The organism is Enterobacter cloacae complex sp. 2024EL-00227, assembly GCF_043945315.1.
In the GTDB taxonomy this organism is placed as follows: domain Bacteria; phylum Pseudomonadota; class Gammaproteobacteria; order Enterobacterales; family Enterobacteriaceae; genus Enterobacter; species Enterobacter roggenkampii.
Genome location: NZ_JBIMQP010000005.1, coordinates 298551 through 323337, shown reverse-complemented (window position 1 = coordinate 323337; position 24787 = coordinate 298551). Strand labels below are relative to the sequence as shown.

Genomic DNA, 24787 nt, shown 5'->3' with positions numbered 1-24787 from the left:
AACTTCGTAATGAATTACGTATGTTCACTCAGAGACTTGGTATTCATTTTTCGTCCGAGGACGTTAAGAATCCATGTCACTTTGAGTGCCCACACAGATTGTCTGATAAATTGTTAAAGAGCAGTGCAACGCGGCTTTCGCTCACCGTTGCGAGGTGGCGTATATTACGCTTTCCTCTTTCAGAGTCAACCCGTTATTTCAGGATTTTTTCTCTTCAACCGAACCGCTTGTTGTGTGAAGTGATTCACATCCGCCGTGTCGATGGAGGCGCATTATAGGGAGCCGCCGAGGAATGACAAGCGGAAAAATGCATTTTTATTTCAACCGCTCACCTTTTCACCAAAAAGGCTATTTTTGGTGCTTTTTAATCTCTTTTGGCAGATCGGCCAGACTATTAATCACCCAATCCGCCGCATTCTCAGCCTCTGGCGTCACTGGCTTGCCGGTACGCACTAATATTTTAGTCCCTACACCCGCGGCTGCGGCTGCCTGCATATCTTCCAGTTTATCGCCCACCATATAAGAAGCCGCCATATCAATGTGCAGGAACTCCTGCGCAGAGATAAACATCCCCGGATGCGGCTTACGGCAATCACAGGTCTGACGATACGCTTCTACGGTTCCCTGCGGATGATGCGGACAATAGTAGATACCATCGAGATCCACACCGCGGTCGGCAAGTGACCAGTCCATCCATTCGGTCAGCGTCTCGAACTGCGCTTCGGTGAATTTACCGCGTGCAATACCAGACTGGTTCGTCACCACCACCAGCGCATAGCCCATCTCTTTCAGCTGGCGCATGGCATCTATTACGCCCTCGATAAACTCGAACTCATCAATCTCATGGACATAACCGTGATCCACATTAATAGTGCCGTCACGATCGAGAAAAATTGCGGGTACTGATTTTGCCACCGGTTTGCTCCTGAAAAAGGCATGTTCAGCTAGTATCTCATGAATCGCAGCGCAATAAAGTGCTCATCGTACAGAGTTGGATTGATTTAGACGTCTGGATGCCTTAACATCCGTTTTGTTTACGGTCATCACCCGTATCTGGCAGAAGAAAATGCCACGGCTAACTTACATACGATAAAAATAATCTAATGATTAAACTTTCCAATATCACCAAAGTGTTTCAGCAGGGGAACCGAACCATTCAGGCGCTGAACAACGTCAGCCTGCATGTTCCTGCTGGTCAAATTTATGGCGTCATTGGCGCATCGGGTGCAGGTAAAAGTACGCTGATCCGTTGTGTTAACCTGCTTGAGCGCCCAACCCAGGGCAGCGTAGAAGTTGGCGGCCAGGAACTTACCGCCCTTTCAGAGAAAGAACTCACCAAAGCGCGTCGTCAGATTGGCATGATCTTCCAGCACTTTAACCTGCTGGCTTCCCGCACCGTGTTCGGCAACGTTGCCTTACCGCTTGAGCTGGATAACACGCCGAAAGAAGAAGTGAAGCGTCGCGTCACCGAGCTGCTCGACCTCGTAGGTCTGGGCGACAAACAGGATAGCTACCCGGCAAATCTGTCCGGTGGGCAAAAACAGCGTGTGGCCATTGCCCGCGCGCTGGCAAGCAATCCTAAGGTGCTGCTGTGTGATGAAGCCACCAGCGCACTGGATCCGGCAACCACGCGTTCGATTCTGGAACTGCTGAAAGACATTAACCGTCGCCTGGGCCTGACGATCCTCCTTATTACGCACGAGATGGATGTGGTGAAACGCATCTGCGACTGCGTGGCGGTCATCAGTAACGGTGAACTGATCGAGCAGGACACGGTAAGCGAAGTGTTCTCGCATCCGAAAACCCCGCTGGCGCAGCAGTTCATCCAGTCCACGCTGCATCTGGATATTCCGGAAGACTATCTGGAACGTCTGAAAACAGAAGCAACAGCTGACAGCGTCCCGATGCTGCGCATGGAGTTCACCGGTCAGTCCGTTGATGCTCCCCTGCTTTCCGAAACCGCACGTCGCTTTAACGTGAATAACAACATCATCAGCGCGCAGATGGATTACGCCGGTGGCGTCAAGTTCGGCATCATGCTGACAGAAATGCACGGCACACAAGAAGAAACCCAGGCAGCCATTGCCTGGCTGCAAGAACATCACGTAAAAGTAGAGGTACTGGGTTATGTCTGAGCCGATGATGTGGCTGCTGGTTCGCGGCGTTTGGGAAACGCTGGCAATGACCTTTGTCTCTGGTTTCTTTGGTTTTGTGATTGGCCTGCCGGTCGGCGTGTTGCTGTACGTGACGCGTCCGGGTCAAATCATTGAGAACGCGAAGCTGTACCGTACGCTCTCTGCGCTGGTGAACATCTTCCGTTCTATCCCGTTCATTATCTTACTGGTGTGGATGATTCCGTTTACCCGCGTGATCGTCGGAACGTCTATCGGTCTGCAGGCGGCGATCGTTCCGCTGACCGTTGGCGCTGCGCCGTTTATCGCCCGTATGGTGGAAAACGCCCTGCTGGAGATCCCAACCGGTTTGATCGAAGCGTCCCGCGCGATGGGCGCCACGCCAATGCAGATCGTCCGCAAGGTTCTGCTGCCTGAGGCACTGCCAGGGCTGGTCAATGCGGCAACCATTACGCTTATCACCCTGGTCGGTTATTCCGCGATGGGCGGTGCCGTAGGCGCGGGCGGTTTAGGTCAGATTGGTTACCAGTACGGCTATATTGGATATAACGCGACCGTGATGAATACCGTTCTGGTATTGCTGGTTGTTCTGGTTTACTTAATCCAGTTCTCTGGCGATCGCATCGTCCGGGCTGTTACGCACAAATAACGTTACACACAACATAAACTCTACGAGTTAAGGATAAAACATGGCGTTTAAATTAAAGACCTTCGCAGCAGTAGGCGCGCTGATCGGCTCTCTGGCACTGGTGGGTTGCGGTCAGGATGAAAAAGATCCGAACCACATTAAAGTGGGCGTTATCGTAGGTGCAGAACAGCAGGTTGCAGAAGTTGCTCAGAAAGTGGCGAAAGAGAAATATGGCCTGGACGTGGAGCTGGTGACCTTTAACGATTACGTTCTGCCGAACGAAGCGCTGAGCAAAGGTGATATCGATGCGAACGCCTTCCAGCATAAACCATACCTGGATCAGCAGATCAAAGATCGCGGCTATAAACTGGTGGGCGTGGGTAATACCTTCGTTTATCCAATTGCCGGTTACTCTAAGAAAATTAAATCCCTGGACGAACTGCAGCCGGGCTCTCAGGTTGCCGTCCCTAACGACCCAACTAACCTTGGTCGTTCCCTGCTGCTGCTGCAGAAAGTGGGCCTGATCAAACTGAAAGACGGTGTTGGCCTGCTGCCAACCGTTCTGGATGTCACCGAGAACCCGAAAAATCTGAAAATTGTTGAGCTGGAAGCACCGCAGCTGCCACGTTCTCTGGACGATGCGCAGATTGCCCTCGCCGTTATCAACACCACGTACGCCAGCCAGATTGGCCTGACGCCAGCTAAAGACGGTATCTTCGTTGAAGATAAAGACTCTCCATACGTAAACCTGATCGTGACTCGCGAAGACAACAAAGACGCGGAAAACGTGAAGAAATTCGTACAGGCCTATCAGTCTGACGAAGTTTACCAGGAAGCCAACAAAGTGTTTAACGGCGGCGCTGTTAAGGGCTGGTAATCTCACCTCAGTGTAATATCATCAGGACGGGCTTATGCCCGTCTTGTCATTTGTGCAGTCAACTGATTCAATATCTGACGTTTTGATTATCCATTGAGGAAATATTATGCGTGCTTTACCGATCTGTCTTTTAGCACTCATGCTGAGCGGCTGTTCTATGCTAAGCAGATCTCCCGTTGAACCTGTTCAAAGCACGGCAACCCCGCCAAAGACCGAGCCTGCGAAACCGAAAGTGGTTCGCCCTGCGCCGGTTCGCATTATCACGAAAGCGGATGAACTCGTCGGTAAACCGTTCCGTGAACTGGGCGAAGTGAGCGGCGAATCCTGTCAGGCGACCAATCAGGACTCACCACCGAATATCCCGACAGCGCGTAAACGCATGCAGATTAATGCCGCAAAAATGAAAGCCAACGCGGTCCTGCTGCACAGCTGTGAAGTCACCAGCGGCACGCCGGGCTGCTACCGTCAGGCGGTGTGCATCGGTTCTGCGCTGAACATCACGGCAAAATGAGTGCATTTCAGTTCGAGCAGATAGGCGTTATCCACTCTCCTTACAAAGAGAAGTTCGCCGTCCCCCGCCAGCCCGGTCTTGTCACCAGCGGACGCGGTGAGCTTCACCTGATTGCGCCTTACAATCAGGCCGATGCGGTACGCGGGCTTGAGGCGTTCAGCCATCTGTGGGTGGTGTTCGTGTTTCACCAGACGATGGAAGGCGGCTGGCGTCCTACCGTGCGTCCTCCTCGTCTTGGCGGCAATGCGAGAATGGGGGTGTTTGCGACGCGCTCGACCTTCCGTCCAAACCCGGTTGGCATGTCACTGGTTGAACTGAAAGGCATACGCAGCCAGAAAGATCGGGTGATACTGGAGTTAGGTAGCCTGGACCTTGTCGACGGCACGCCGGTGATCGACATCAAACCCTATTTGCCCTTCGCCGAAGCCCTTCCGGACGCGCGTGCAAGTTATGCTCAGGACGCCCCACAGGCGGACATGCCTGTATATTTTACGCCTGAGATAACCGCTCAGTTCGGCCAACTGGAGAAACGCTATCCTCGCTTACGGGATTTCATCACCGAAGTTCTGGCACAGGACCCGCGTCCGGCCTACCGTAAAGAAGAGGAAGCAGGTAAAACGTACGCCGTCTGGCTGCTGGATTTTAACGTTCGCTGGCGCGTCACCGGGGCAGGTTTTGAAGTGTTTGCCCTTGAACCCAGGTAATTTTGTTCTCCTCTCTTTTGGCATCTTTGCCACACTGGTAAACTAAACCACTTTTTTTGTGTCAGGCTGGTGTTTCAGCCTGTTCCAATCGTCGAAATGGAACCGTAACAACATGCGTACTAGCCAATATCTGCTCTCCACTCTGAAGGAGACGCCTGCCGACGCCGAAGTGATCAGCCATCAGCTGATGCTGCGCGCCGGGATGATCCGCAAGCTGGCCTCCGGGTTATACACCTGGCTGCCGACCGGCGTGCGCGTCCTGAAAAAAGTCGAAAACATCGTGCGTGAAGAGATGAACAACGCCGGTGCTATCGAGGTGTCCATGCCCGTGGTTCAGCCCGCTGACCTGTGGCAGGAGAGCGGTCGTTGGGAACAGTATGGTCCTGAACTGCTGCGCTTCGTCGATCGTGGCGAGCGTCCGTTCGTTCTCGGCCCAACGCATGAAGAAGTCATCACCGACCTGATTCGTAATGAGCTGAGCTCTTACAAACAGCTGCCGCTGAACTTCTTCCAGATCCAGACCAAGTTCCGTGACGAAGTTCGCCCGCGTTTCGGCGTCATGCGCTCTCGCGAATTCCTGATGAAAGACGCCTACTCTTTCCATACCTCTCAGGAATCCCTGCAAGAGACCTACGACAAAATGTACGCGGCATACAGCAAAATTTTCTCCCGCATGGGGCTGGATTTCCGTGCTGTGCAGGCTGATACCGGCTCCATCGGCGGTAGCGCATCTCATGAATTCCAGGTACTGGCGCAGAGCGGTGAAGACGATGTGATCTTCTCTGACTCTTCCGATTACGCGGCGAACATCGAATTCGCAGAAGCGCTGGCACCAAAAGAACCACGTGCTGCGGCAACGCAAGAGATGACGCTGGTTGATACGCCAAACGCGAAAACCATTGCCGAGCTGGTTGAGCAGTTCAACCTGCCGATCGAAAAAACCGTGAAGACGCTGCTGGTGAAAGCCACCGAAGGGAGCGCTTACCCGCTGGTTGCCCTTCTGGTGCGTGGCGATCACGAGCTGAACGAAGTGAAAGCTGAGAAGCTGCCGCAGGTCGCCAGCCCGCTGACGTTCGCCACAGAAGCGGAAATCCGCGCCGTGGTCAATGCTGGCCCAGGTTCTCTCGGTCCGGTGAATATGCCGGTTCCTGTTGTTATTGACCGCACGGTAGCCGCGATGAGCGACTTCTCCGCCGGTGCGAACATCGACGGTAAACACTACTTCGGCATCAACTGGGATCGCGACGTGGCGACGCCGGAAGTAGCAGACATCCGTAACGTGGTCGCAGGCGATCCAAGCCCGGACGGTCAGGGTACCCTGATGATCAAGCGCGGCATTGAAGTCGGTCACATCTTCCAGCTGGGTGATAAATACTCTCGCGCGCTGAACGCCGCTGTTCAGGGTGAAGATGGCCGTAACCAGATCCTGACCATGGGTTGCTACGGTATCGGGGTGACGCGCGTGGTAGCTGCCGCCATTGAGCAGAACTATGACGAGCGCGGCATCGTCTGGCCAGACAACATCGCGCCGTTCCAGGTTGCGATTCTGCCAATGAACATGCACAAGTCTTACCGCGTGCAGGAGCTGGCCGAGAAGCTGTATGCCGAGCTGCGTGCGCAGGGTATCGAAGTGCTGATGGATGACCGTAAAGAGCGTCCGGGCGTGATGTTTGCCGATATGGAACTGATCGGTATCCCACACACCGTCGTGATCGGTGACCGTAACCTCGACAGCGACGAGATTGAATACAAATACCGTCGCAGCGGCGAAAAACAGATGATCAAGACAGGCGAGATTCTTGATTACCTGGTGAAAGCCATCAAAGGCTAAACAAAAAACCCCGCTCAGGCGGGGTTTTTTAATGGCTCAGCGTCAGCTTATTTACTGTTACAGTCTTTACCCGCAACAAACTTCGCGTCTTTATCTGCCACCAGCGTTTTCACCATCTCGCCACTATCCGGGTTTGGCTCCAGCGTAAAGTGACCGTCCACCGTCAGCAATACCGGCTTGCTGTCATTGCCGCGCGCCACCGCGTAATCACGTTCAAGCTGCGCATTGTTTGCCACGCTGACCTTCTTACCGGTTGCGCAATCAGTAAAGATCGCCGCATCCGCCATATAGAAGTACATCCCCCGCATCGCCATCGACGTCGCGGGCAGAGCCGCTTTTACCGGTGCCAGCGTGTAGTTGAACTGGGATTCAATTGGATTGCCTTCACGATCCAGCATCTCCATCCCCTCGCCTTTGGCGCGGAAATAAGTTTTCTCGCCAGCGGTATCCGTCAGAACCAGCTTCTCCGCCGTTCGCGCCCATGTTCCATAAGTTGCAAAAGAAGAAGGCTCTTTTGCGCCCTGATAGCGCTGGTTCATCACCCAGGTGCCGTCTTTTTGCAGGAACAGGGACGTTTCAATGCCTTCACAGTCCGCGCAAGGCAATACGCCGCGCCAGCTCTGCTGCATCGGTTTTAATTCTTCCGTCTGCGTGGGTTGTAAAACCTGCGTTTCGGAGCGGTTGTTACACCCGAAAAGCGCAAACAGCGTACTCACTGCCAGCGCTGACCATAATGCTTTTTTCACAATGAATTCCTTATGAAAAGTGTGTTCCCTTTCGTCACTCTGTGGGGCGACGAACTTTACCGCGTAGTGCTTTCACTGTGGATTTTTGGGCCTTCGAGGCCAGCCGACGCTCTTTCGATGCGCGGGTTGGCCGCGTTGCCCGGCGGCTTTTTTGTACTGCCGTTAATTCTTTGATGACCGCCACCAGCCTGGCTATCGCAGCTTCCCGGTTGAGCTCCTGGCTGCGGTATTCCTGGGCTTTGATCACCATCACGCCATCGCTGGTGATCAGGTGATGGCTGGCAGCAAGCAGACTTTCTTTATAATACTCTGGCAGGCTTGAGGCCCGAATGTCAAAACGCAAATGGATAGCCGTTGAGGCCTTGTTGACGTGCTGCCCACCTGCCCCCTGAGCACGGATGGCGGTGATCTCCAGCTCGTTGTCCGGAATGCTGACGTTTCGGGACAAGACGATCATGAGGCCGGTTGCCACGCCGTCAAATGAATTTCCAGATTATTCTGAGAATCAGAGAGCCAGATGGCACCGTCCTGAATCGTCGCCTGCAACACCATGGTCCGGCTGGCAAAGTCGCTCAGTTGAGCCAGCTGCTCATCATCCAGATACCAGACCGTGAGATTTTTAAACTGTCCGCACTTGCTCTTGTTTTGCTGCCACCAAATCTCCGCAGCGCGCTGATTATACGCGAATAAGGCCACTTCAGCGGACTGAGTGCAGGCCTTCTTAATTCTGCGCTCGTCCGGCAGTCCAAGTTCGATCCACAAATCGATACCCAGATGATCGTTGCGCAGCCAGGCTTCTGGCTCGTCTTCTGCGCTTAACCCACGGGTAAACTGCAGACGCTCGTCAGCGTACTTAATCCACGCCAGCAGGCGCAGCATCATGCGCTCCTGGGTTTCGGAGGGGTGGCGAGCCAGCGTCAGCGAGGCGTCCAGGAACTGGTTGCGATCAAGATCGGCCACATTGACCACTGCTTTATAAATTGTCGCTTTCAGCGCCATGAGAGAACTCCATTCGAATCAGGCGCTCATTGTAGCGAAAACCGCGGCAAAAGGCTGTTGTAGGGTGATAAATACACCGCTATCAAGGCGCTGATATTGCTTAAATGAGTATGGTATAGTCACCTTGCTAAACCGAGTTTATCTTCGTAGGCTTAATGATATCTCACAGTAAGTCAGTGCGCTGGCGGGAGGGGATGTGAATAATTATTGTGAGTTAATTCGCAAACGGTATGCGGAAATCGCCAGCGGAGATCTGGGGTATGTCCCGGACGCGTTGGGCTGTGTATTGAAAGTGCTTAATGAAGTGGCCTCTGATGAGAGCCTTTCAGAGTCGGTCAGGGAAAAAGCAGCGTATGCTGCGGCGAATTTACTGGTGAGCGATTATGTCGATGAATGATACTTATCAACCCATCAATTGTGATGACTATGACAACCTCGAACTCGCCTGCCAGCATCATTTATTACTGACGCTGGAGCTAAAAGATGGCGAAGTGTTGAAAGCGAAGGCCAGCGATCTGGTTTCACGTAAGAATGTGGAATACCTGATAGTGGAAGATGCCGGTGCGACGCGTGAGCTGCGCCTGGATAAAATAGCCAGCTTCAGCCACCCGCAAATCGGCACCGTCGTGGTGAGCGAATCCTGATGACATTAACGGGCAGCCTGGCTGCCCGTTACGCTTTCTGCCACTCAAACCTGACCCCCTCTTCCGCCCATCCCGCTTCCGTGATGAAAATGCCCGCAGCAGCAATCAATGTTTCACCATAGAACAGCAGCGGCGTGGTGTCGCGCAGCCACGGCGGCACGTTGCACTCCTGCCAGATTTTCTTCAGCTTGCGTCCCCCGTTGCGCCCGACAATATGCAGCATGCCGCCAGCCTTAAAGCGTACCGTTACCGGTTCTCCTGCCTCTGGCAGCCTCACATGACCAGACGGTATAAGAGAGACACGTCCAGCGTCAGCGGGCAATATCAGCGGAAGCGCAGGTGAAAGCCAGTCGAGCACCACATTGGTCAGTGAGGGCGTTGATTTTACCCACCAGAGTTCCCCTTTGTAGCGCCTTACGTCAAAACCGTTCAGGTGGACGCACGGGGAAGCATCCTCCCGCGCCAGGGCAACCTCGTCCCAGATACGGTTTAGCATCGCTCGCGACGGCATCGCGGCGTGATGAGAGGCCAGCCAGCGCCGTAGCAGCGCGGCGCGGCGCACCGGGCTCATCGCTGCCAGCGGTGCAATCGCCAGCGCTCCGTCTTCAGAAATCAGTTCAGCCAGCTCGTCACTCAACAGCTCGTCCAGCAGCGATTCCTGTTCGGCGCACAGCATAGCGCTTCTTGCCGTCGCGTCGGCGAAATGCGGCCAGCGCTCGCTCAATAGCGGGAGGACGCGCAGACGCAGAAAGTTACGGTCATAGCCGTCATCCTGGTTGCTCTCATCTTCAATCCAGTTCAGCTGATGTTCTCGCGCCCAGGCCTCAAGCGAGGCGCGCGTCTCGCCAAGCAGCGGACGCAGTAACGTTGTACCGGCAAACTCAGAACGCTCAGGCATGGCTGAAAGCCCTGCCGGTCCGCTGCCCCGCTTAAGCGCCAGCAGAAAGGTTTCACACTGATCGTCCAGGTGCTGGGCTGTGACCAGGGCTTCTCCTGTACGCAATGCCCCGGCAAAGGCGGCATAGCGGGCTTTACGCGCCTGCGCCTCAATGCCCAGCCCTTCCTCCGCAAGCGTGACGCGCTCGACGAGAAGCGGGATCACCCACGCCGCACACAAGGCTTCGCAGTGCGCCACCCACTCCTCTGCGTGAGGACTTAATCCGTGATGAATATGTATCGCCCGCAGCTGGACGTCAGGCTCCTGGTCGCGCCAGCGTTTAAGACGATGGAGCAGAACGGTGGAATCCAGGCCACCGCTAAACCCCACCAGCAGCTGGCGGTACGGTGAAACGGCGTGTGCGATAGCGGGTAAGGTCATAGGGAATTACACATAAAAAATGCCCGAACTGAGCGGGCATTATCACACAGGACGAAGATTACTGCTGATAAAGCTCCAGCGGCAGGCCGTCCGGGTCGTTGAAAAAGGTAAAGCGCTTGTCGGTAAACGGATCGACGCGGATTGCTTCACACGTCACGCCGTGCGCTTCCAGATGTTTTACTGCGCTATCCAGGTCATCGACGCTGAAGGCAAGATGGCGCAGGCCACAGGCTTCCGGGCGGGACGGACGCGCAGGCGGAAAAGGAAAAGAGAACAGTTCAATCACATACTGCCCGTTTAACGCCAGGTCGCCCTTCCAGGAGTCGCGCTCCTCACGGTAGGCCTCGCTCAACAGCGTAAAACCGAGAATGTCGCAGTAGAAGGCCTTACTCTTCGCGTAATCGGTCGCAATGATCGCAATATGATGAACAGCTTTTAAACCCAGCATAGCTTCTCCTTTTTATGATGCCTGAACGTTACAACCGAAAACCCGCACCTGGCAAGCGGTCACTCTTATTTTAGGACTCGCACCCAGTACACGCCGTTTTCGTCGCGCTTCGCACCGTGGATATCCGTCTCAAAACCGGGATAGTGACGCCCTACCGAACAGAGCATCAGCAGGAAATCGAGCACGGCCCGACTCTCTTCGGTAATCATCTCTCCCGGCATCAGGAGCGGTACGCCCGGCGGATACGGCAGGATCATGTTGGCCGATACGCGCCCAACCAGATTTTCCAGCTCGACGGTTTCGACCTCCCCCCTCACCTGGCGCTGCCATGCCTTGTGCGGGGTAAACTTCATCTCCGGCAACACATCGAACGCCTGTAGCATCAGACGCGGCAGATCGTGCTGACGGATCAGCCTGTGGATCCCCTGGGCCAGATCCTGAATACGCATATTGCGGTAGAAGTCAGGATCTTCCGCGTAGAGATCCGGCAGCATGTTCTTCACCCGCAGGTTGAGATCGTAGGCGCGCTTAAATTCCATCAGACCGCGCAGCAGCCCCATCGCCCGGGTTTTATCGATCCCGATACTGAACAGAAACAGCAAATTATAGGGGCCTGTTTTCTCCACCACCACGCCGCGTTCATCAAGGAACTTCGCCACCAGCGCAGCCGGGATCCCTTCCTCACCCATCTTGCCCTGCTCATCCATACCCGGCGTCAGGATCGTCACCTTAACCGGATCGAGGAACATATGGTCACTATCGGCATCCCGGAAGCCATGCCAGTCTTCGGCGGGCGAAACCGGCCAGCATTCTGCTTCATCAATCTCTTCCGGCTGCCAGATATCAAAGAACCAGCCGTCGGCTTCCTCTTTCAGCCGCTGAACCTCTTTACGGAAATGCAGTGCGCGCTCCACAGAGCGATTGATAAGACGTTTACCGGGATTGCCGCGCAGCATCGCCGCAGCCGTTTCGATAGACGCCACCAGCGGATAGCTTGGTGAGGTGGTGGTATGCATCATAAAGGCTTCGTTAAAGGTCTCTTCGTCGTATTCGCCTTTGATGTGAATCAGCGAAGCCTGGGAAAACGCGGCCAGCATTTTGTGCGTCGACTGCGTTTCGAAGAACACTTTACCCGGCACGCGTTCACCGCTCATGCCGCTTTTACCCGCGTAAATCGGGTGGAAATTGGTGTACGGTACCCACGCGGAATCGAAGTGGATCGACGGCACGTCCAAAGTCTTTTTGATCCAGTCCGTGTTGTACAGCAGACCGTCATAGGTCGAGTTGGTGATCACCGCATGGACAGGCCAGCCTGCGCCGGGCACTGCCGCGACCTTGCTTTCAATGGCTTCAGGCGTGAACTCCCGCCGCGGAATACCGCCCAGAATACCGAGCGCGTTGCGCGTGGGCGACAGCCAGAGCGGTACGACGTCGCTCATCATCAGCAGGTGCGCCAGCGATTTATGGCAGTTACGGTCAATCAGCAGGGTGCTCCCCGCAGGCGCGGCGTACATCCCGACGATTTTGTTCGAGGTCGAGGTGCCGTTGGTCACCATATAGCTCTGCTCGGCCCCAAAGGTGCGGGCGATATACTCTTCGGCTTCCAGATGCGGTCCGGTATGATCCAGCAGCGAGCCTAGTTCGGTGACTGAAATGGACACGTCCGCTTTCAGCGTGTTGCCACCAAAGAAATCATAGAACAGGCAGCCCACCGGGCTTTTTTGGTAGGCCGTTCCCGCCATATGCCCAGGCGTACAGAAGGTATATTTCCCCTCTTTCACGTAGGTGAAGAGCGCCCGGGTAAAGGGCGGCGTAATGTTATCGAGATATTCATTCGTGTATTGCTGAATTCGGGTCGCAATGTCTTCCGCCACGCCGAGGGAATATTCAAAGAACCACAGCGCCATACGCATATCATTGGCGCTGACGTCCATGGTTGAGTGGGTATTAATAAACGCGTACAGCGGGAGATATTCGTTCAGCTTGTTGATATCGCTGCACAGTTCGAGGTCATATTCATCCCAGTCGAAGATCACGCCGCAGATACGCGGGTTATGCTCGATGAACTTCAGCAGATCGGCGCTGTTGTGCGGCCAGATTAGCTGATACCCACGCGACTGCAGGGCTTGCTCCAGCTCCTTAATCGGCTCATCTTTATAAAAGACGCCGTGTGGCCCCATAACGGCAATGATATTCATGGGCTTCCTCCTTAAAAAACATTAGCTAAGCATAGTCCGGCTAAACCGCAGGTATAAAAAAAGCCGCAACATTGTGCGGCTTTTCAGATAATTGTGAAGCTTACGCGTAGCCGTAAGTCATCAGACGCTGGTAACGGCGGTTGAGCAGATCTTCTTTGCTCAGCACGTCCAGGTCTGCCAGATCGGCCAGCAGCTGCGCTTTCAGGGACGCAGCCATCACTTCCGGCTTACGATGAGCCCCACCCAGCGGTTCCGGGATGATGGAATCGATCAGCTTAAGCTCTTTCAGGCGTGGCGCAATGATGCCCATCGCTTCGGCAGCCAGAGGCGCTTTGTCGGCACTCTTCCACAGAATAGACGCGCAGCCTTCCGGGGAGATTACGGAATAGGTGCTGTACTGCAGCATATTCACTTTATCACCCACGCCAATCGCCAGCGCGCCACCGGAACCACCCTCACCGATAACGGTACAGATGACCGGCACCTTCAGACGAGACATCTCGCGCAGGTTGCGCGCGATAGCTTCAGACTGACCGCGCTCTTCCGCGCCCACGCCTGGGTATGCACCCGGGGTGTCGATGAAGGTGATGATTGGCATGTTGAAACGCTCAGCCATCTCCATCAGACGCAGGGCTTTACGGTAGCCTTCTGGTGCTGGCATACCAAAGTTACGACGGATTTTCTCTTTGGTTTCACGGCCTTTCTGATGACCAATGATCATCACCGGGCGTCCATCCAGACGCGCGATACCGCCAACGATAGCTTTATCGTCAGCGTATGCGCGATCGCCTGCCAGTTCGTCAAATTCGTCAAACGCCAGGCGGACATAATCCAGGGTGTACGGACGCTGTGGATGGCGTGCCAGCTGGGCTACCTGCCATGCGCCGAGATCGGCAAAGATTTTGCGCGTCAGTTCTACGCTTTTCTCGCGCAGACGATGCACTTCTTCGTCGATGTTAATATCCAGTTTTTCATCCTGACGGCTTACCGCTGTCAGAGAATCGATTTTCGCTTCCAGCTCAGCAATCGGCTGTTCGAAATCAAGGAAATTCAGACTCATAGTATTCCTGTATTAGTCAAACTCCAGTTCCACCTGCTCCGAACCAATGAGGCCACGGAGATCGTTCAGTAAACGATCGCTCGGAGAGACACGCCACGTTGCACCAAAGCGCAACCGCGCACGTGCATCCGCCCTCTGATAGTAGAGATGTACTGGAATTGTCCCCGAGCGGTGGGGTTCCAGAGACTGACGGAGTCGGTTTAAAAGCTGGTCATCAATTTGCCTGTCCGTCAGCGAGATAGCAAGCCCGCGAGCATATTTTTCCCGGGCTTCGTCAATGTCCATCACTTCGCGGGCGGTCATTTTAAGCCCCCCACTGAAGTCATCAAAGCTGACCTGTCCGCTGACGATAAGTATGCGGTCTTTTTCCAGCAATTGCTGGTATTTATCCAGCGCATCGGTGAACAACATCACCTCCAGACGCCCGGAACGGTCATCCAACGTACAGATGCCGATACGATTGCCGCGCTTGGTGACCATAACCCTTGCAGCAATCACGAGCCCCGCAGCCGTGGTGATTTTACCACGTTCTGTCGGATGCATGTCTTTTAGCCTGTGGCCGCCGACATAGCGCTCAATTTCTTTAATGTACTGGTTGATCGGGTGACCCGTCAGGTACAAACCTAACGTTTCACGCTCGCCGTCCAGCACCACCTGTTCTGGCCACGGCTGGCAGTTGGAATACGACTGTTCAATCTGCTCCGGCTCTTCCGCCAGCACCCCGAACATATCCGCCTGGCCAATGGCTTCCGCTTTCGCGTGCTGATCCGCCGCTTTCAGGGCGTCGCCCAGCGAGTTCATCAGCGCGGCGCGGTGCGGCCCCAGCCTGTCGAACGCGCCGGACATGATCAGTTTTTCCAGCACGCGGCGATTCAGCTTTTTGGTATCGGTACGGGCGCAAAGATCGAACAGCTCGCGGAAATACCCGCCGTTGTTGCGCGCTTCGATGATCGCCTCGATCGGCCCCTCGCCCACGCCCTTGATCGCGCCGATCCCGTAAACGATCTCCCCGTCGTCATTGACGTGGAAATGGTAAAGACCTGAGTTAATATCCGGCGGCAGGATCTTCAGCCCCATGCGCCAGCACTCATCCACCAGGCCCACCACCTTCTCGGTGTTGTCCATATCGGCGGTCATTACCGCAGCCATAAACTCCGCAGGATAGTGTGCCTTCAGCCACAGCGTTTGATACGACACCAAAGCATAGGCGGCTGAGTGAGATTTGTTAAATCCGTACCCGGCGAATTTTTCCACCAGGTCGAAGATTTTCATCGCCAGCTCGCCGTCGACGCCGTTTTTCTTCGCCCCGTCTTCAAAGATCGAACGCTGCTTGGCCATCTCTTCCGGCTTTTTCTTACCCATCGCACGACGCAGCATGTCCGCGCCGCCGAGCGTATAGCCGGAAAGCACCTGGGCGATCTGCATCACCTGTTCCTGATACAGGATGATGCCATAGGTTGGCTCCAGTACCGGCTTCAGGCTTTCGTGCTGCCACTGAACGTCCGGGTAGGAAATCTCTTCTCTCCCGTGCTTACGGTCGATAAAGTTATCTACCATCCCTGACTGCAAAGGGCCCGGACGGAACAGGGCCACCAGCGCGATCATATCTTCGAAGCAGTCTGGCTGCAGGCGCTTAATCAGATCTTTCATGCCACGGGATTCAAGCTGGAAGACAGCAGTGGTCTCCGAGCGCTGCAGCATGTCGAAACTTTTCTTGTCGTCCAGCGGGATGGCCGCGATATCCAGCGGCGGCTCGCCGTTCTTCTCGCGGCGGGCGTTGATCATCTCCAGCGCCCAGTTGATGATGGTCAGCGTACGCAGGCCAAGGAAGTCAAACTTCACCAGCCCGGCGTATTCTACGTCGTTCTTGTCGAACTGGGTGACCGGATGCTGGCCCGCTTCATCGCAATACAGCGGCGCGAAGTCGGTGATTTTGGTCGGGGCGATAACCACGCCCCCTGCATGCTTACCGGCGTTACGCGTGACGCCTTCCAGCTTGCGCGCCATGTCGATCAGCGCTTTGACCTCTTCGTCCGCTTCATAGATTTCCGGCAGCTGCGGTTCAGCCTCAAAGGCTTTTGCCAGCGTCATGCCCGGATCGGGCGGCACCAGTTTAGAGATGCGATCGACAAACCCGTACGGGTGGCCCAGCACGCGGCCCACGTCGCGGATAACCGCTTTCGCCGCCATCGTACCGAAGGTAATGATCTGCGATACCGCATCACGACCGTACATGTCGGCCACGTGCTCGATCACCTGGTCACGTTTCTCCATGCAGAAGTCGACGTCGAAGTCGGGCATCGAGACACGTTCCGGGTTGAGGAAACGTTCGAACAGCAGGTCGAATTCCAGCGGATCGAGGTCGGTAATTTTCAGCGCGTACGCCACCAGCGAACCTGCGCCGGAGCCACGCCCCGGTCCAACCGGCACGCCGTTATCCTTCGACCACTGGATGAACTCCATAACGATCAGGAAGTAGCCCGGGAAGCCCATCTGGTTGATCACCTGGAGTTCAATGTCCAGGCGTTCGTCATACTCCGGACGACGCTTTTTACGCTCTTCTTCATCCGGGAACAGGAATTCCAGACGCTCTTCCAGACCTTCTTTCGATTTCATGACCAGGAAATCTTCCGTAGTCATGTCACCCGTCGGGAACTGCGGCAGGAAGTATTCGCCAAGGCGGACGGTGACGTTGCAGCGCTTGGCAATCTCTACGCTGTTTTCCAGCGCTTCGGGGATATCGGAGAAGAGCTCACACATCTCCTCCTCGCTGCGCATGTACTGTTGTGCGGAGTAATTGCGCGGCCGCTTCGGATCGTCGAGGGTAAAGCCATCGTGGATCGCCACGCGAATTTCGTGAGCGTCAAAATCGCCCGCCTCAAGGAACCGCACGTCGTTGGTGGCCACTACGGGCAACCCGCGCTCTTCTGCGAGCGCCACCGCGGCATGAAGATAGCTCTCTTCATCCTGACGGCCGGTACGGATCAACTCCAGGTAATAACGATTCGGGAAATATTCTTCATAGAACGAGACGCATTGATCCACCAGCGAGCTGTTACCGCGCAGCAGGGATTTGCCGACGTCCCCCATCCGGCCGCCGGAGATCAGCAGCAGCCCTTCGTTCAGTTCAGCCAGCCAGTCGCGGTCGATCCACGGGCCCAGCGCACCATATCCGCGCTGATAGGCTTTTGAGATAAGCAGCGTGAGGTTTTGGTAACCCGTGTTGTTCATCGCCAGCACGGAGATTTGCGTCAGTTCATCGCCGATGAGATCGCTCTGCACGTGGAAATCTGCGCCGACGATCGGCTTCATCCCCGCGCCGTGCGCCGTTCCGTAGAACTTCACCAGGCCACACAGGTTGGTAAAATCGGTGATCGCCAGCGCAGGCATGCCAAGCGAGGCCGCCTTTTTTACCAGCGGCCCGGTCTTCGCCAGCCCATCGATCATGGAGTAGTCGCTATGCACCCGCAGGTGTACGAAACGTGGTTCAGCCATCTTCAGATTCCGCGTTACTTAATTGCTTGCGTAATGATTCAGGACACCCGTCCCAGGGCGCGTTTTACCGGGCCAAAACTGCGCCGATGGTGTTCGGTTGCGCCATGTTCAGCCAGCCTCTCCAGGTGGAAAGGTGTGGGATATCCCTTATGCTGGGCGAAACCATACTGAGGGTAAGTGAGATCCAGCGCGGCCATTTCGGCGTCGCGTGTCACTTTGGCAATAATAGAAGCTGCGCTAATTTCTGCGACCCGGCTATCGCCTTTGACCACTGCCATTGAAGGCATGGGCAATGCCGGACAGCGGTTGCCGTCAATCAGGACATATTCAGGGGAAATTTTCAGCCCCGCCACCGCGCGCTGCATCGCCAGCATCGTGGCATGCAAAATATTCAGCTCGTCTATCTCATGCGGTTCAGCACGCCCGAGGCTCCAGGCCAGCGCTTTCTCCTGAATCTCACTAAACAGCGCCAGCCGGCGCTTTTCAGACAATTTTTTTGAGTCGTTCAGCCCGACGATCGGCCGAGCCGGATCGAGGATCACCGCAGCGGTCACCACGGCTCCCACTAACGGACCACGACCCACTTCGTCCACACCCGCCACAAGGTGGGTATGAGGATAAACAAATTCCATCATTTTGCTAACTCCAGCACCGCATCGGCCGCTTGCTCATCAGCATTACAGCGGATCAGTTGATGCAGTTCGCGGAAGGTATCGTGCATCTGGTGGCTGGTTTTACCGTTGGCGAGCAGCGGCAGCAGGGCCTCCGCCAGCGCCTGCGGCTGGCATTCATCCTGCAGCAGCTCTTTCACCAGCTCGCGCCCGGCAAGCAGGTTTGGCAGGGAGACGTAATCTGTTTTCACCAGACGTTTTGCCAGCCAGAAGGTAAACGGCTTCATGCGGTAACCGACCACCATCGGGCATTTCGCCAGCATACACTCCAGCGCCGCCGTGCCGGAGGCCAGCAGTGCGGCATCGCTCGCATACATCGCTTCCCGCCCCTGCCCGTCCAGAAGACGGACGTGAAGATCCGGGGCGACGTCAGCTTTGATGCGCTCAAACTGCTCGCGGCGTTTGGCATTCACCAGCGGCACGACCACTTCAAGATCGGGATAGGTCTGACGAAGAATTTGCGCAGTCTTAAGAAAATCGGCGCTCAGCATCTCAACTTCTGCGCCACGGCTGCCTGGCAGTAAGGCCAGACAGTGCACATCATGCGGGATGCCCAGCGCGTCGCGCGCCGCGTTTTTATCCGGATCCAGTGGCATCGCATCCGCCATGGTATGACCGATAAAACGGCACGGAACATTAAATCTGTCGTAAAACGCTTTTTCGAAAGGCAGGAAAGCCAGCACCAGGTGGGTGGACCGTCCGATTTTGAAAACGCGTTTCTGTCGCCACGCCCAGACGGACGGACTGACGTAGTGAATCGTCTTAATGCCCTGCTTTTTCAGATTCCCTTCGAGGGTAATGTTGAAATCAGGTGCATCGATACCGACAAACACATCGGGTTTGAGTTCGGTAAAGCGGCGGGTGAGATCGGCACGGATGTGCAGCAAACGGCGTAACCGTCCCAGCACCTCAACGATCCCCATCACGGCCAGCTCTTCCATTTCATACCAGGCTTCACAGCCTTCGGCCTGCATCAGCGGGCCAGCAACACCGACAAAGCGAGCATTGGGTACGCGTGCCTTAAGCGCACGGATGAGACCGGCACCAAGAATATCGCCGGAGGTTTCTCCGGCGACCAGGGCTATCGTAAGCGGACGACTGTCGACCATTAACGAATCAGACCCCTTGTTGAACGGTCAAAGAACTCCATGAACGCGTCCACTTCCGGGTGCTTTTTCGCCAGTTCGGCAATTTCCGGCTTCGCCTCTTCCAGCGTTTTACCGCTACGGTATAGCAGTTTGTACGCGTTGCGGATGGCAGTAATCGCTTCGCGACTAAAACCACGACGCTTGAGGCCTTCGATGTTCACGCCAAACGGCGTGGCATGGTTGCCCTGCGCAATCACATACGGTGGGACGTCCTGCGCCACACCGGAGCATCCGCCGACCATCACGTGCGCACCAATGATGCAGAACTGATGGACTGCGGTCATGCCGCCAATAATTGCGAAGTCATCAACTGATACGTGTCCTGCCAGCGTGGCATTGTTGGCAAGGATACAGCGGTCACCCACGGTACAGTCGTGCGCGATATGCGCATTCACCATAAACAGGTTATCGCTGCCCACCTTCGTCAACCCACCACCCTGTACTGTTCCACGATGAATGGTGACGCTTTCGCGAATACGGTTACGATCGCCGATTTCCACACGGGTCGACTCACCAGCATATTTCAGATCCTGGTTAACTTCGCCGATGGAGGCGAACTGATAGATCTCGTTATTGCAGCCAATGGTCGTGTGACCATTCACCACAACGTGAGATTTCAGCACTGTACCCTCACCAATTTCGACATGGGGTCCAACAATACAAAACGGGCCAATGTGGGCGTTAGCACCAACGATGGCACCCGTTTCCACAATGGCGGTAGGATGAATAAAGGCGGATTTATCAATCACGTATCAGGACTCCCGGCTACGAGCACACATCATCGTCGCTTCGCAAACAACTTTACCGTCAACCAGCGCTACGCCTTTGAAGCGAGTCAGGCCACGACGCGTTTTTTCAAAAGTGACTTCCATGATCATCTGATCACCAGGCACGACAGGACGCTTAAAGCGCGCTTCGTCAATACCCGCGAAGTAATACAGCTCACCTGGTTCCAGTTTACCGACGCTTTTAAACGCCAGAATACCGGTAGCCTGAGCCATCGCTTCCAGAATCAACACACCCGGGAAGATAGGTTTACCAGGGAAGTGCCCCTGGAAGAACGGCTCATTCACGGAAACATTTTTCACTGCGCGCAGAAAACGACCTTCTTCAAAATCCAGCACACGGTCTACCAGCAGAAACGGGTAGCGGTGCGGCAGAAGTTCTAAAATCTCTTCAATATGCAGAGTATGAGTGTCAGTAGTCAAAATACTCTTCCTGTCAAAATGTACTGATAACAATAATAACACGGCCTGCCGGTTTATTAGAAAGCCGACAGGCCGGGAAAAATAGCGTTAAACGGATGACGCTTAGTCTTGTTGATCGATCTTGCGCTCAAGGGACTTGAGGCGCTTGCTCATATCATCAATGTTCATCACCAGAGCTGCTGTTTTACGCCATACCTTGTTGGGCTGGAGCGGAATACCGGAGGAATAGACGCCAGGTTCAGTGATAGGACGCATTACCATGCCCATTCCCGTCACGGTCACCTTGTCGCAGATTTCCATATGGCCATTAATCACGCTCGCACCGCCAATCATGCAATAACGGCCAATTTTCAGGCTGCCCGCCATGATGACGCCACCCGCAACCGCGGTATTGTCGCCAATCACAACGTTATGCGCAATCTGGCACTGGTTATCGATGATAACACCATTGCCAATGATCGTGTCGTCAAGCGCGCCACGGTCAATGGTGGTACAGGCGCCGATCTCCACGCGATCGCCAATAATAACGCGACCAAGCTGCGGGATCTTAACCCAGTTACCGCGATCGTTAGCGTAACCAAAGCCATCAGAACCAATCACGGTACTGGACTGGACGAGGCAGTTTTCGCCAATTTCAACGTCATGGTATACGGACACATTGGCCCATAAACGGGTCCCGGCGCCGATTTTCGTATTTTTCCCAACGAAGCAGCCCGGGCCAATGACGACGTTATCGCCCAGCTCGACGCCGGATTCGATAACCGCATTCGCACCAATGGCGACATTGTTACCCAGCCTGGCCGTCTCATCAATCGCTGCGCTGGCAGCAATGTTCTGGGCCGGTTGCGGCGTGGTATCAAGAATTTGAGCCATGCGGGCATACGTCAGGTAGGGGTTTTTCACTACCAGCGCGCTTACAGTGGCAAATGGAAGATCGTCCTGCGTCAGAACAACAGCTGACGCCTGGCATTGAGCCAGTTGCTCACGGTACTTAGGGCTTACCATGAAGGTAATCGTGCCAGCTTTAGCAGATTGCATGGACGCAACAGCGGTGATGACGATATCGCCATCACCGTGTAATTCTGCATCCAACTGCTGAGCTAAATCAGCCAGTCGAATTGAAGGCATTACTTATTTAACCTGTTTCAGAACGTCAGCAGTGATGTCTTTAACATCTTTGCTGTTGAAAGCGACGGCGTTCGCATCAACAACCAGATCGATGCTCTGATCGGCAGCCACTGCTTTAACAGCGGTCTGAATGCGAGTCACCAGCTTGCCGCGTTCTTCGTTAGAACGACGCTGACGATCCTGCTCGAAAGCCTGCGCTTTCTGGGAGAACGCCTGGCGCTGAGCCATTACGTCTTTTTCCAGCTTGCTGCGGTCGCTTGCCTTCATGGTAGAACCATCACGCTGCAGACGCTGCATTTTGGACTGAAGATCGTTTTCCATACCCTGCAGTTCGCTTGCACGGCCTTTGAATTCGTTTTCCAGAGTCGCAGAAACACCTGTTTTCTGTGCAACCTGCTGGAACAAATTACCCATGTTGACGATTGCAATTTTGTCTGCTGCCTGAGCAGAAGTTGCCATCGCTAAACCGAGACCTGCAGCTAATAACCACTTTTTCACAATTAACTCCTTACCATCCCATTGGCACCAGAAGGTACCGTTCTTTGCGTGGCAAGGCGACCGTATTACCGATCGCCAGTTGTCAGCGCTACACTGCCAACGCATTCCTTTGCAGCGGATTATTACCAGGTTTTACCAATGTTAAACTGGAATTGCTCCGCTTTGTCTCCATCATATTTCTTAAACGGCTGGGCGTAAGAGAAGACCAACGGCCCCAGCGGTGACATCCATTGTAATGCGATACCGGCAGACATGCGAATATTGCTCGGATCGCTGTAGTCAGGAACGCCAGCTGCACGCATCTGGGCAGTGTTCTCCCAGTTGGTATCCCACACCGTACCCGCATCCCAGAAGAAGGATGTACGGACGGAGTTCGCATATTTATCACTAATAAACGGCGTTGGCGTGATGAACTCCAGGCTCGCCACGGCCATAGCGTTACCGCCGACTGCGTCATCAGAACTACAGACTTCTGATGAGGAAGACTTATCGCAGTTATCTTTGTCGTTCCCGCCGTAGTAAACCGCTTTCGGACCAATGTTGTTGGACTGGAAGCCACGAACGGTACTGGAACCACCGGCATAGAAGTTTTCATAGAACGGCATCTCTTTGCCGCCTAAACCATCACCATAACCCCAACGGGTACGACCCAGAACCACCCACTTGTGATCGTCATCGATCGGGAAGTAGGACGCAGTATCGAGCGTCACCTTATAGAACTCGTTATCGGAACCCGGGACGGTAATTTTACCGTTCAGGTTGACGCGAGAACCTTCCGTTGGGAAGTAACCACGGTCGAGACGGTTATAGGTCCAGCCGTAGTTGAAGGTGAAGTCATCCGCAGCGAAACCGTTGTTATCGCTGTTTTTGCTCGCCGACTGACCGATAGAGTCCAGATAACGCCACATGGCCACCTGCGGTTGCATATTGGACAGGTCGTTATGCACGTAACCTAAGCCCGCTCGCAGGGTGTTGTATTCGTTAATCGGGAAGCCAAGCGTTCCGTCCACACCGTAACTCTTGTTGGTGTAGGAGGAAAGATCCGCATCGTCGGCTTTAAAGTCGTTATAGAAGATACGACCGCCCAGGCTCACACCGTCAACGGTGAAATATGGGTTCGTTACAGAGAACTCAGAGTAGGTCTGATAGTCGTTTTTGGTACCGTTAATTCCAACAGAGTAACCCGTACCCAGCCAGTTATCCTGCTGCACGCCAACCTGGAAGCTGACGCCGCTTTCAGTACCGTAGCCCACACCAAAGTTAAAGCTACCGGTGTTACGCTCTTTCACTTTATAAACGACATCAACCTGATCCGGGCTGCCCGGTACGCGCTGGGTATCAGTATCAACCGTTTCAAAATAGCCCAGACGGTTCAGACGCTCTTTACCCTGATCAACGAGATCGCTCCCTAACCATGCGCCTTCCATCTGACGCATTTCGCGACGCAGAACGGAGTCTTTGGAGGTGTCGTTACCGACGAAGCGGATCTTACGCACGTAGAAACGGTTACCCGCGTCAACATTCACGTGCAGCTTAACGGTTTTATCCGCGTCATTGATTTCCGGCTGAGTCTGTACGCGCGGATAGGCATAACCATAGCGGCCGAGCAGCTTCTTAATGCTGTCTTCCATTTTGGTGACTTTGGATCCGCTATAGAGATCGCCTGGCTGAATTTTGGTCAGCGATTCGATTTCAGCAGAATGCCCCGCCAGGTTACCGCTCACCTCAACACCCGAAAGCTTGTACTGATCGCCTTCCGTGATGTTGATCGTAATGTAGATGCCTTTCTTGTCCGGCGTCAGGCTCACCTGCGTCGAGTCGATGTTGAAACGCGCGTAACCACGATCCAGATAGTAGCTGCGCAGGGTTTCAAGGTCGCCCGCCAGTTTCTGTTTCTGGTATTTGCGATCGCCCACCACGTTCCACCACGGCACTTCATCGCGCAACTGGAAGGTGGAGATCAGTTCGTCGGTGCTGAACGCGTGGTTACCCACAATGTTGATCTGCTGGATCTTCGCAGAGACACCTTCCTGGAAGACCAGCTTCAGGTCAACACGGTTACGCGGCAGCGGAGTCACAACCGCTTTCACGCTGGCGCTGTATTTACCGACGCTGTAGTAGAAGTCTTCCAGACCTTTTTCAATGTCTGAAAGGGTTGTGCGGTCCAGAGACTCACCCACACGAACACCGGATGCTTCAAGGTTTTGCTTGAGCATGTCATCTTTCACCGACTTGTTACCGGAGAAAGTGATACTGGCGATCGTTGGACGTTCTTTTACCTGTACCAGCAGGGTATCACCATCACGCAGGACGCGGACATCCTCGAAGTTGCCGGTGGCAAACAGAGCACGGATGGTATTACTGATATCATCATCATTAACCGTATCGCCGGGGCGCACAGGCATACTGAGGAGGGCCGCACCAACGGCGACACGCTGAAGGCCTTCGAAATGAATGTCTTTCACTACGAACCCGTCAGCACCGTATACGGTGGCGCTGCTAAACAGCAGCGACGCTATGAGCAACTTTTTCATCGCCATCGT

Annotated in this window: 24 protein-coding genes; 8 read left to right on the top strand and 16 right to left on the bottom strand. The window is 54.6% G+C overall.

All coding sequences use genetic code 11. The features are described 5' to 3' along the window. Positions 1–348: 348 nt before the first annotated feature. On the bottom strand, positions 349–915 hold the full coding sequence (gene gmhB / locus ACHH0Z_RS11975) for a D-glycero-beta-D-manno-heptose 1,7-bisphosphate 7-phosphatase (protein WP_008501879.1): 567 nt from the start codon (positions 913–915) through the stop codon (positions 349–351). A 188-nt stretch (positions 916–1103) separates the two neighbouring features. Between gmhB and metN the strand changes: the two genes are divergently transcribed. The 6 genes from metN (at position 1104) to proS (ending at position 6683) form a co-directional block, all read left to right on the top strand. Next, positions 1104–2135, top strand: a complete 1032-nt coding sequence (metN, locus tag ACHH0Z_RS11970; protein WP_008501880.1) for a methionine ABC transporter ATP-binding protein MetN — start codon at positions 1104–1106, stop codon at positions 2133–2135. After that, positions 2128–2781: a methionine ABC transporter permease MetI gene (locus ACHH0Z_RS11965; protein WP_003856130.1), complete on the top strand. Its 654-nt coding sequence runs from the start codon at positions 2128–2130 to the stop codon at positions 2779–2781. Before metN ends, ACHH0Z_RS11965 begins: the two co-directional genes overlap by 8 nt. 40 nt (positions 2782–2821) lie before the next feature. Continuing rightward, positions 2822–3637: a methionine ABC transporter substrate-binding lipoprotein MetQ gene (metQ, locus tag ACHH0Z_RS11960; protein WP_014168729.1), complete on the top strand. Its 816-nt coding sequence runs from the start codon at positions 2822–2824 to the stop codon at positions 3635–3637. 106 nt (positions 3638–3743) lie between these two features. Next, the gene (rcsF, locus tag ACHH0Z_RS11955) at positions 3744–4148 is read left to right on the top strand and encodes an Rcs stress response system protein RcsF (RefSeq protein WP_008501883.1); all 405 of its coding nucleotides are present in this window, start codon (positions 3744–3746) and stop codon (positions 4146–4148) included. Continuing rightward, the gene (gene tsaA / locus ACHH0Z_RS11950) at positions 4145–4852 is read left to right on the top strand and encodes a tRNA (N6-threonylcarbamoyladenosine(37)-N6)-methyltransferase TrmO (RefSeq protein WP_045406475.1); all 708 of its coding nucleotides are present in this window, start codon (positions 4145–4147) and stop codon (positions 4850–4852) included. The genes rcsF and tsaA overlap by 4 nt, the downstream gene beginning before the upstream one ends. A gap of 112 nt (positions 4853–4964) precedes the next feature. Next, on the top strand, positions 4965–6683 hold the full coding sequence (proS, locus tag ACHH0Z_RS11945) for a proline--tRNA ligase (RefSeq protein ID WP_045406472.1): 1719 nt from the start codon (positions 4965–4967) through the stop codon (positions 6681–6683). Between the two features lie 47 nt (positions 6684–6730). Here the strand turns inward: proS and nlpE are convergent, their stop codons facing one another. From nlpE to ACHH0Z_RS11930, 3 genes are read right to left on the bottom strand one after another with little or no spacing between them, the layout of a single operon-like run. Then, positions 6731–7429 carry an envelope stress response activation lipoprotein NlpE gene (gene nlpE, locus ACHH0Z_RS11940; RefSeq protein ID WP_045406469.1) on the bottom strand — a complete coding sequence of 233 codons (699 nt, stop codon included), beginning with the start codon at positions 7427–7429 and terminating at the stop codon, positions 6731–6733. Positions 7430–7463: 34 nt separating this feature from the next. Continuing rightward, the gene (gene arfB, locus ACHH0Z_RS11935; protein WP_008501887.1) at positions 7464–7886 is read right to left on the bottom strand and encodes an alternative ribosome rescue aminoacyl-tRNA hydrolase ArfB; all 423 of its coding nucleotides are present in this window, start codon (positions 7884–7886) and stop codon (positions 7464–7466) included. Further along, a complete protein-coding gene (locus ACHH0Z_RS11930; RefSeq protein ID WP_021240481.1) occupies positions 7883–8428 on the bottom strand; it encodes a YaeQ family protein in 546 nt (181 codons plus the stop codon). Before ACHH0Z_RS11930 ends, arfB begins: the two co-directional genes overlap by 4 nt. Positions 8429–8624: 196 nt before the next feature. Here ACHH0Z_RS11930 and ACHH0Z_RS11925 point away from each other — a divergent pair, with 196 nt between their 5' ends. Both ACHH0Z_RS11925 and rof read left to right on the top strand, forming a co-directional pair. After that, positions 8625–8825 carry a YaeP family protein gene (locus tag ACHH0Z_RS11925; RefSeq protein ID WP_008501889.1) on the top strand — a complete coding sequence of 67 codons (201 nt, stop codon included), beginning with the start codon at positions 8625–8627 and terminating at the stop codon, positions 8823–8825. Further along, a complete protein-coding gene (gene rof, locus ACHH0Z_RS11920; RefSeq protein WP_008501890.1) occupies positions 8812–9072 on the top strand; it encodes a Rho-binding antiterminator in 261 nt (86 codons plus the stop codon). Before ACHH0Z_RS11925 ends, rof begins: the two co-directional genes overlap by 14 nt. Positions 9073–9100: 28 nt before the next feature. Here the strand turns inward: rof and tilS are convergent, their stop codons facing one another. From tilS to bamA, 12 genes are all read right to left on the bottom strand, one after another. Continuing rightward, positions 9101–10390 (bottom strand): tRNA lysidine(34) synthetase TilS, encoded by a 1290-nt coding sequence (gene tilS / locus ACHH0Z_RS11915; RefSeq protein WP_045406468.1) that lies wholly within the window; start codon positions 10388–10390, stop codon positions 9101–9103. A gap of 58 nt (positions 10391–10448) precedes the next feature. Continuing rightward, complete coding sequence (locus ACHH0Z_RS11910; RefSeq protein WP_008501893.1) at positions 10449–10838, bottom strand: VOC family protein; 390 nt, start codon at positions 10836–10838, stop codon at positions 10449–10451. Positions 10839–10903: 65 nt separating this feature from the next. Then, positions 10904–13036 carry a lysine decarboxylase LdcC gene (locus ACHH0Z_RS11905; protein WP_023345462.1) on the bottom strand — a complete coding sequence of 711 codons (2133 nt, stop codon included), beginning with the start codon at positions 13034–13036 and terminating at the stop codon, positions 10904–10906. A gap of 100 nt (positions 13037–13136) precedes the next feature. Further along, a complete protein-coding gene (gene accA / locus ACHH0Z_RS11900; protein WP_008501895.1) occupies positions 13137–14096 on the bottom strand; it encodes an acetyl-CoA carboxylase carboxyl transferase subunit alpha in 960 nt (319 codons plus the stop codon). Positions 14097–14108: 12 nt separating this feature from the next. Further along, entirely contained in the window at positions 14109–17591 is a 3483-nt protein-coding gene (gene dnaE, locus ACHH0Z_RS11895; protein WP_045406466.1) for a DNA polymerase III subunit alpha, read from the bottom strand. 38 nt (positions 17592–17629) lie between these two features. Then, entirely contained in the window at positions 17630–18226 is a 597-nt protein-coding gene (gene rnhB, locus ACHH0Z_RS11890; protein WP_008501897.1) for a ribonuclease HII, read from the bottom strand. After that, entirely contained in the window at positions 18223–19371 is a 1149-nt protein-coding gene (gene lpxB, locus ACHH0Z_RS11885) for a lipid-A-disaccharide synthase (protein WP_023293232.1), read from the bottom strand. Before lpxB ends, rnhB begins: the two co-directional genes overlap by 4 nt. Then, positions 19371–20159, bottom strand: coding sequence for an acyl-ACP--UDP-N-acetylglucosamine O-acyltransferase (lpxA, locus tag ACHH0Z_RS11880; RefSeq protein ID WP_008501899.1), 789 nt, complete (start codon positions 20157–20159; stop codon positions 19371–19373). The genes lpxB and lpxA overlap by 1 nt, the downstream gene beginning before the upstream one ends. A gap of 3 nt (positions 20160–20162) precedes the next feature. Next, the gene (gene fabZ / locus ACHH0Z_RS11875; RefSeq protein ID WP_010426706.1) at positions 20163–20618 is read right to left on the bottom strand and encodes a 3-hydroxyacyl-ACP dehydratase FabZ; all 456 of its coding nucleotides are present in this window, start codon (positions 20616–20618) and stop codon (positions 20163–20165) included. 102 nt (positions 20619–20720) lie between these two features. Beyond that, positions 20721–21746 carry a UDP-3-O-(3-hydroxymyristoyl)glucosamine N-acyltransferase gene (lpxD, locus tag ACHH0Z_RS11870; RefSeq protein ID WP_045406463.1) on the bottom strand — a complete coding sequence of 342 codons (1026 nt, stop codon included), beginning with the start codon at positions 21744–21746 and terminating at the stop codon, positions 20721–20723. Positions 21747–21749: 3 nt separating this feature from the next. Next, positions 21750–22244, bottom strand: a complete 495-nt coding sequence (gene skp / locus ACHH0Z_RS11865) for a molecular chaperone Skp (protein ID WP_008501902.1) — start codon at positions 22242–22244, stop codon at positions 21750–21752. Between the two features lie 122 nt (positions 22245–22366). After that, a complete protein-coding gene (bamA, locus tag ACHH0Z_RS11860) occupies positions 22367–24784 on the bottom strand; it encodes an outer membrane protein assembly factor BamA (protein WP_032664627.1) in 2418 nt (805 codons plus the stop codon). Positions 24785–24787: the final 3 nt, after the last annotated feature.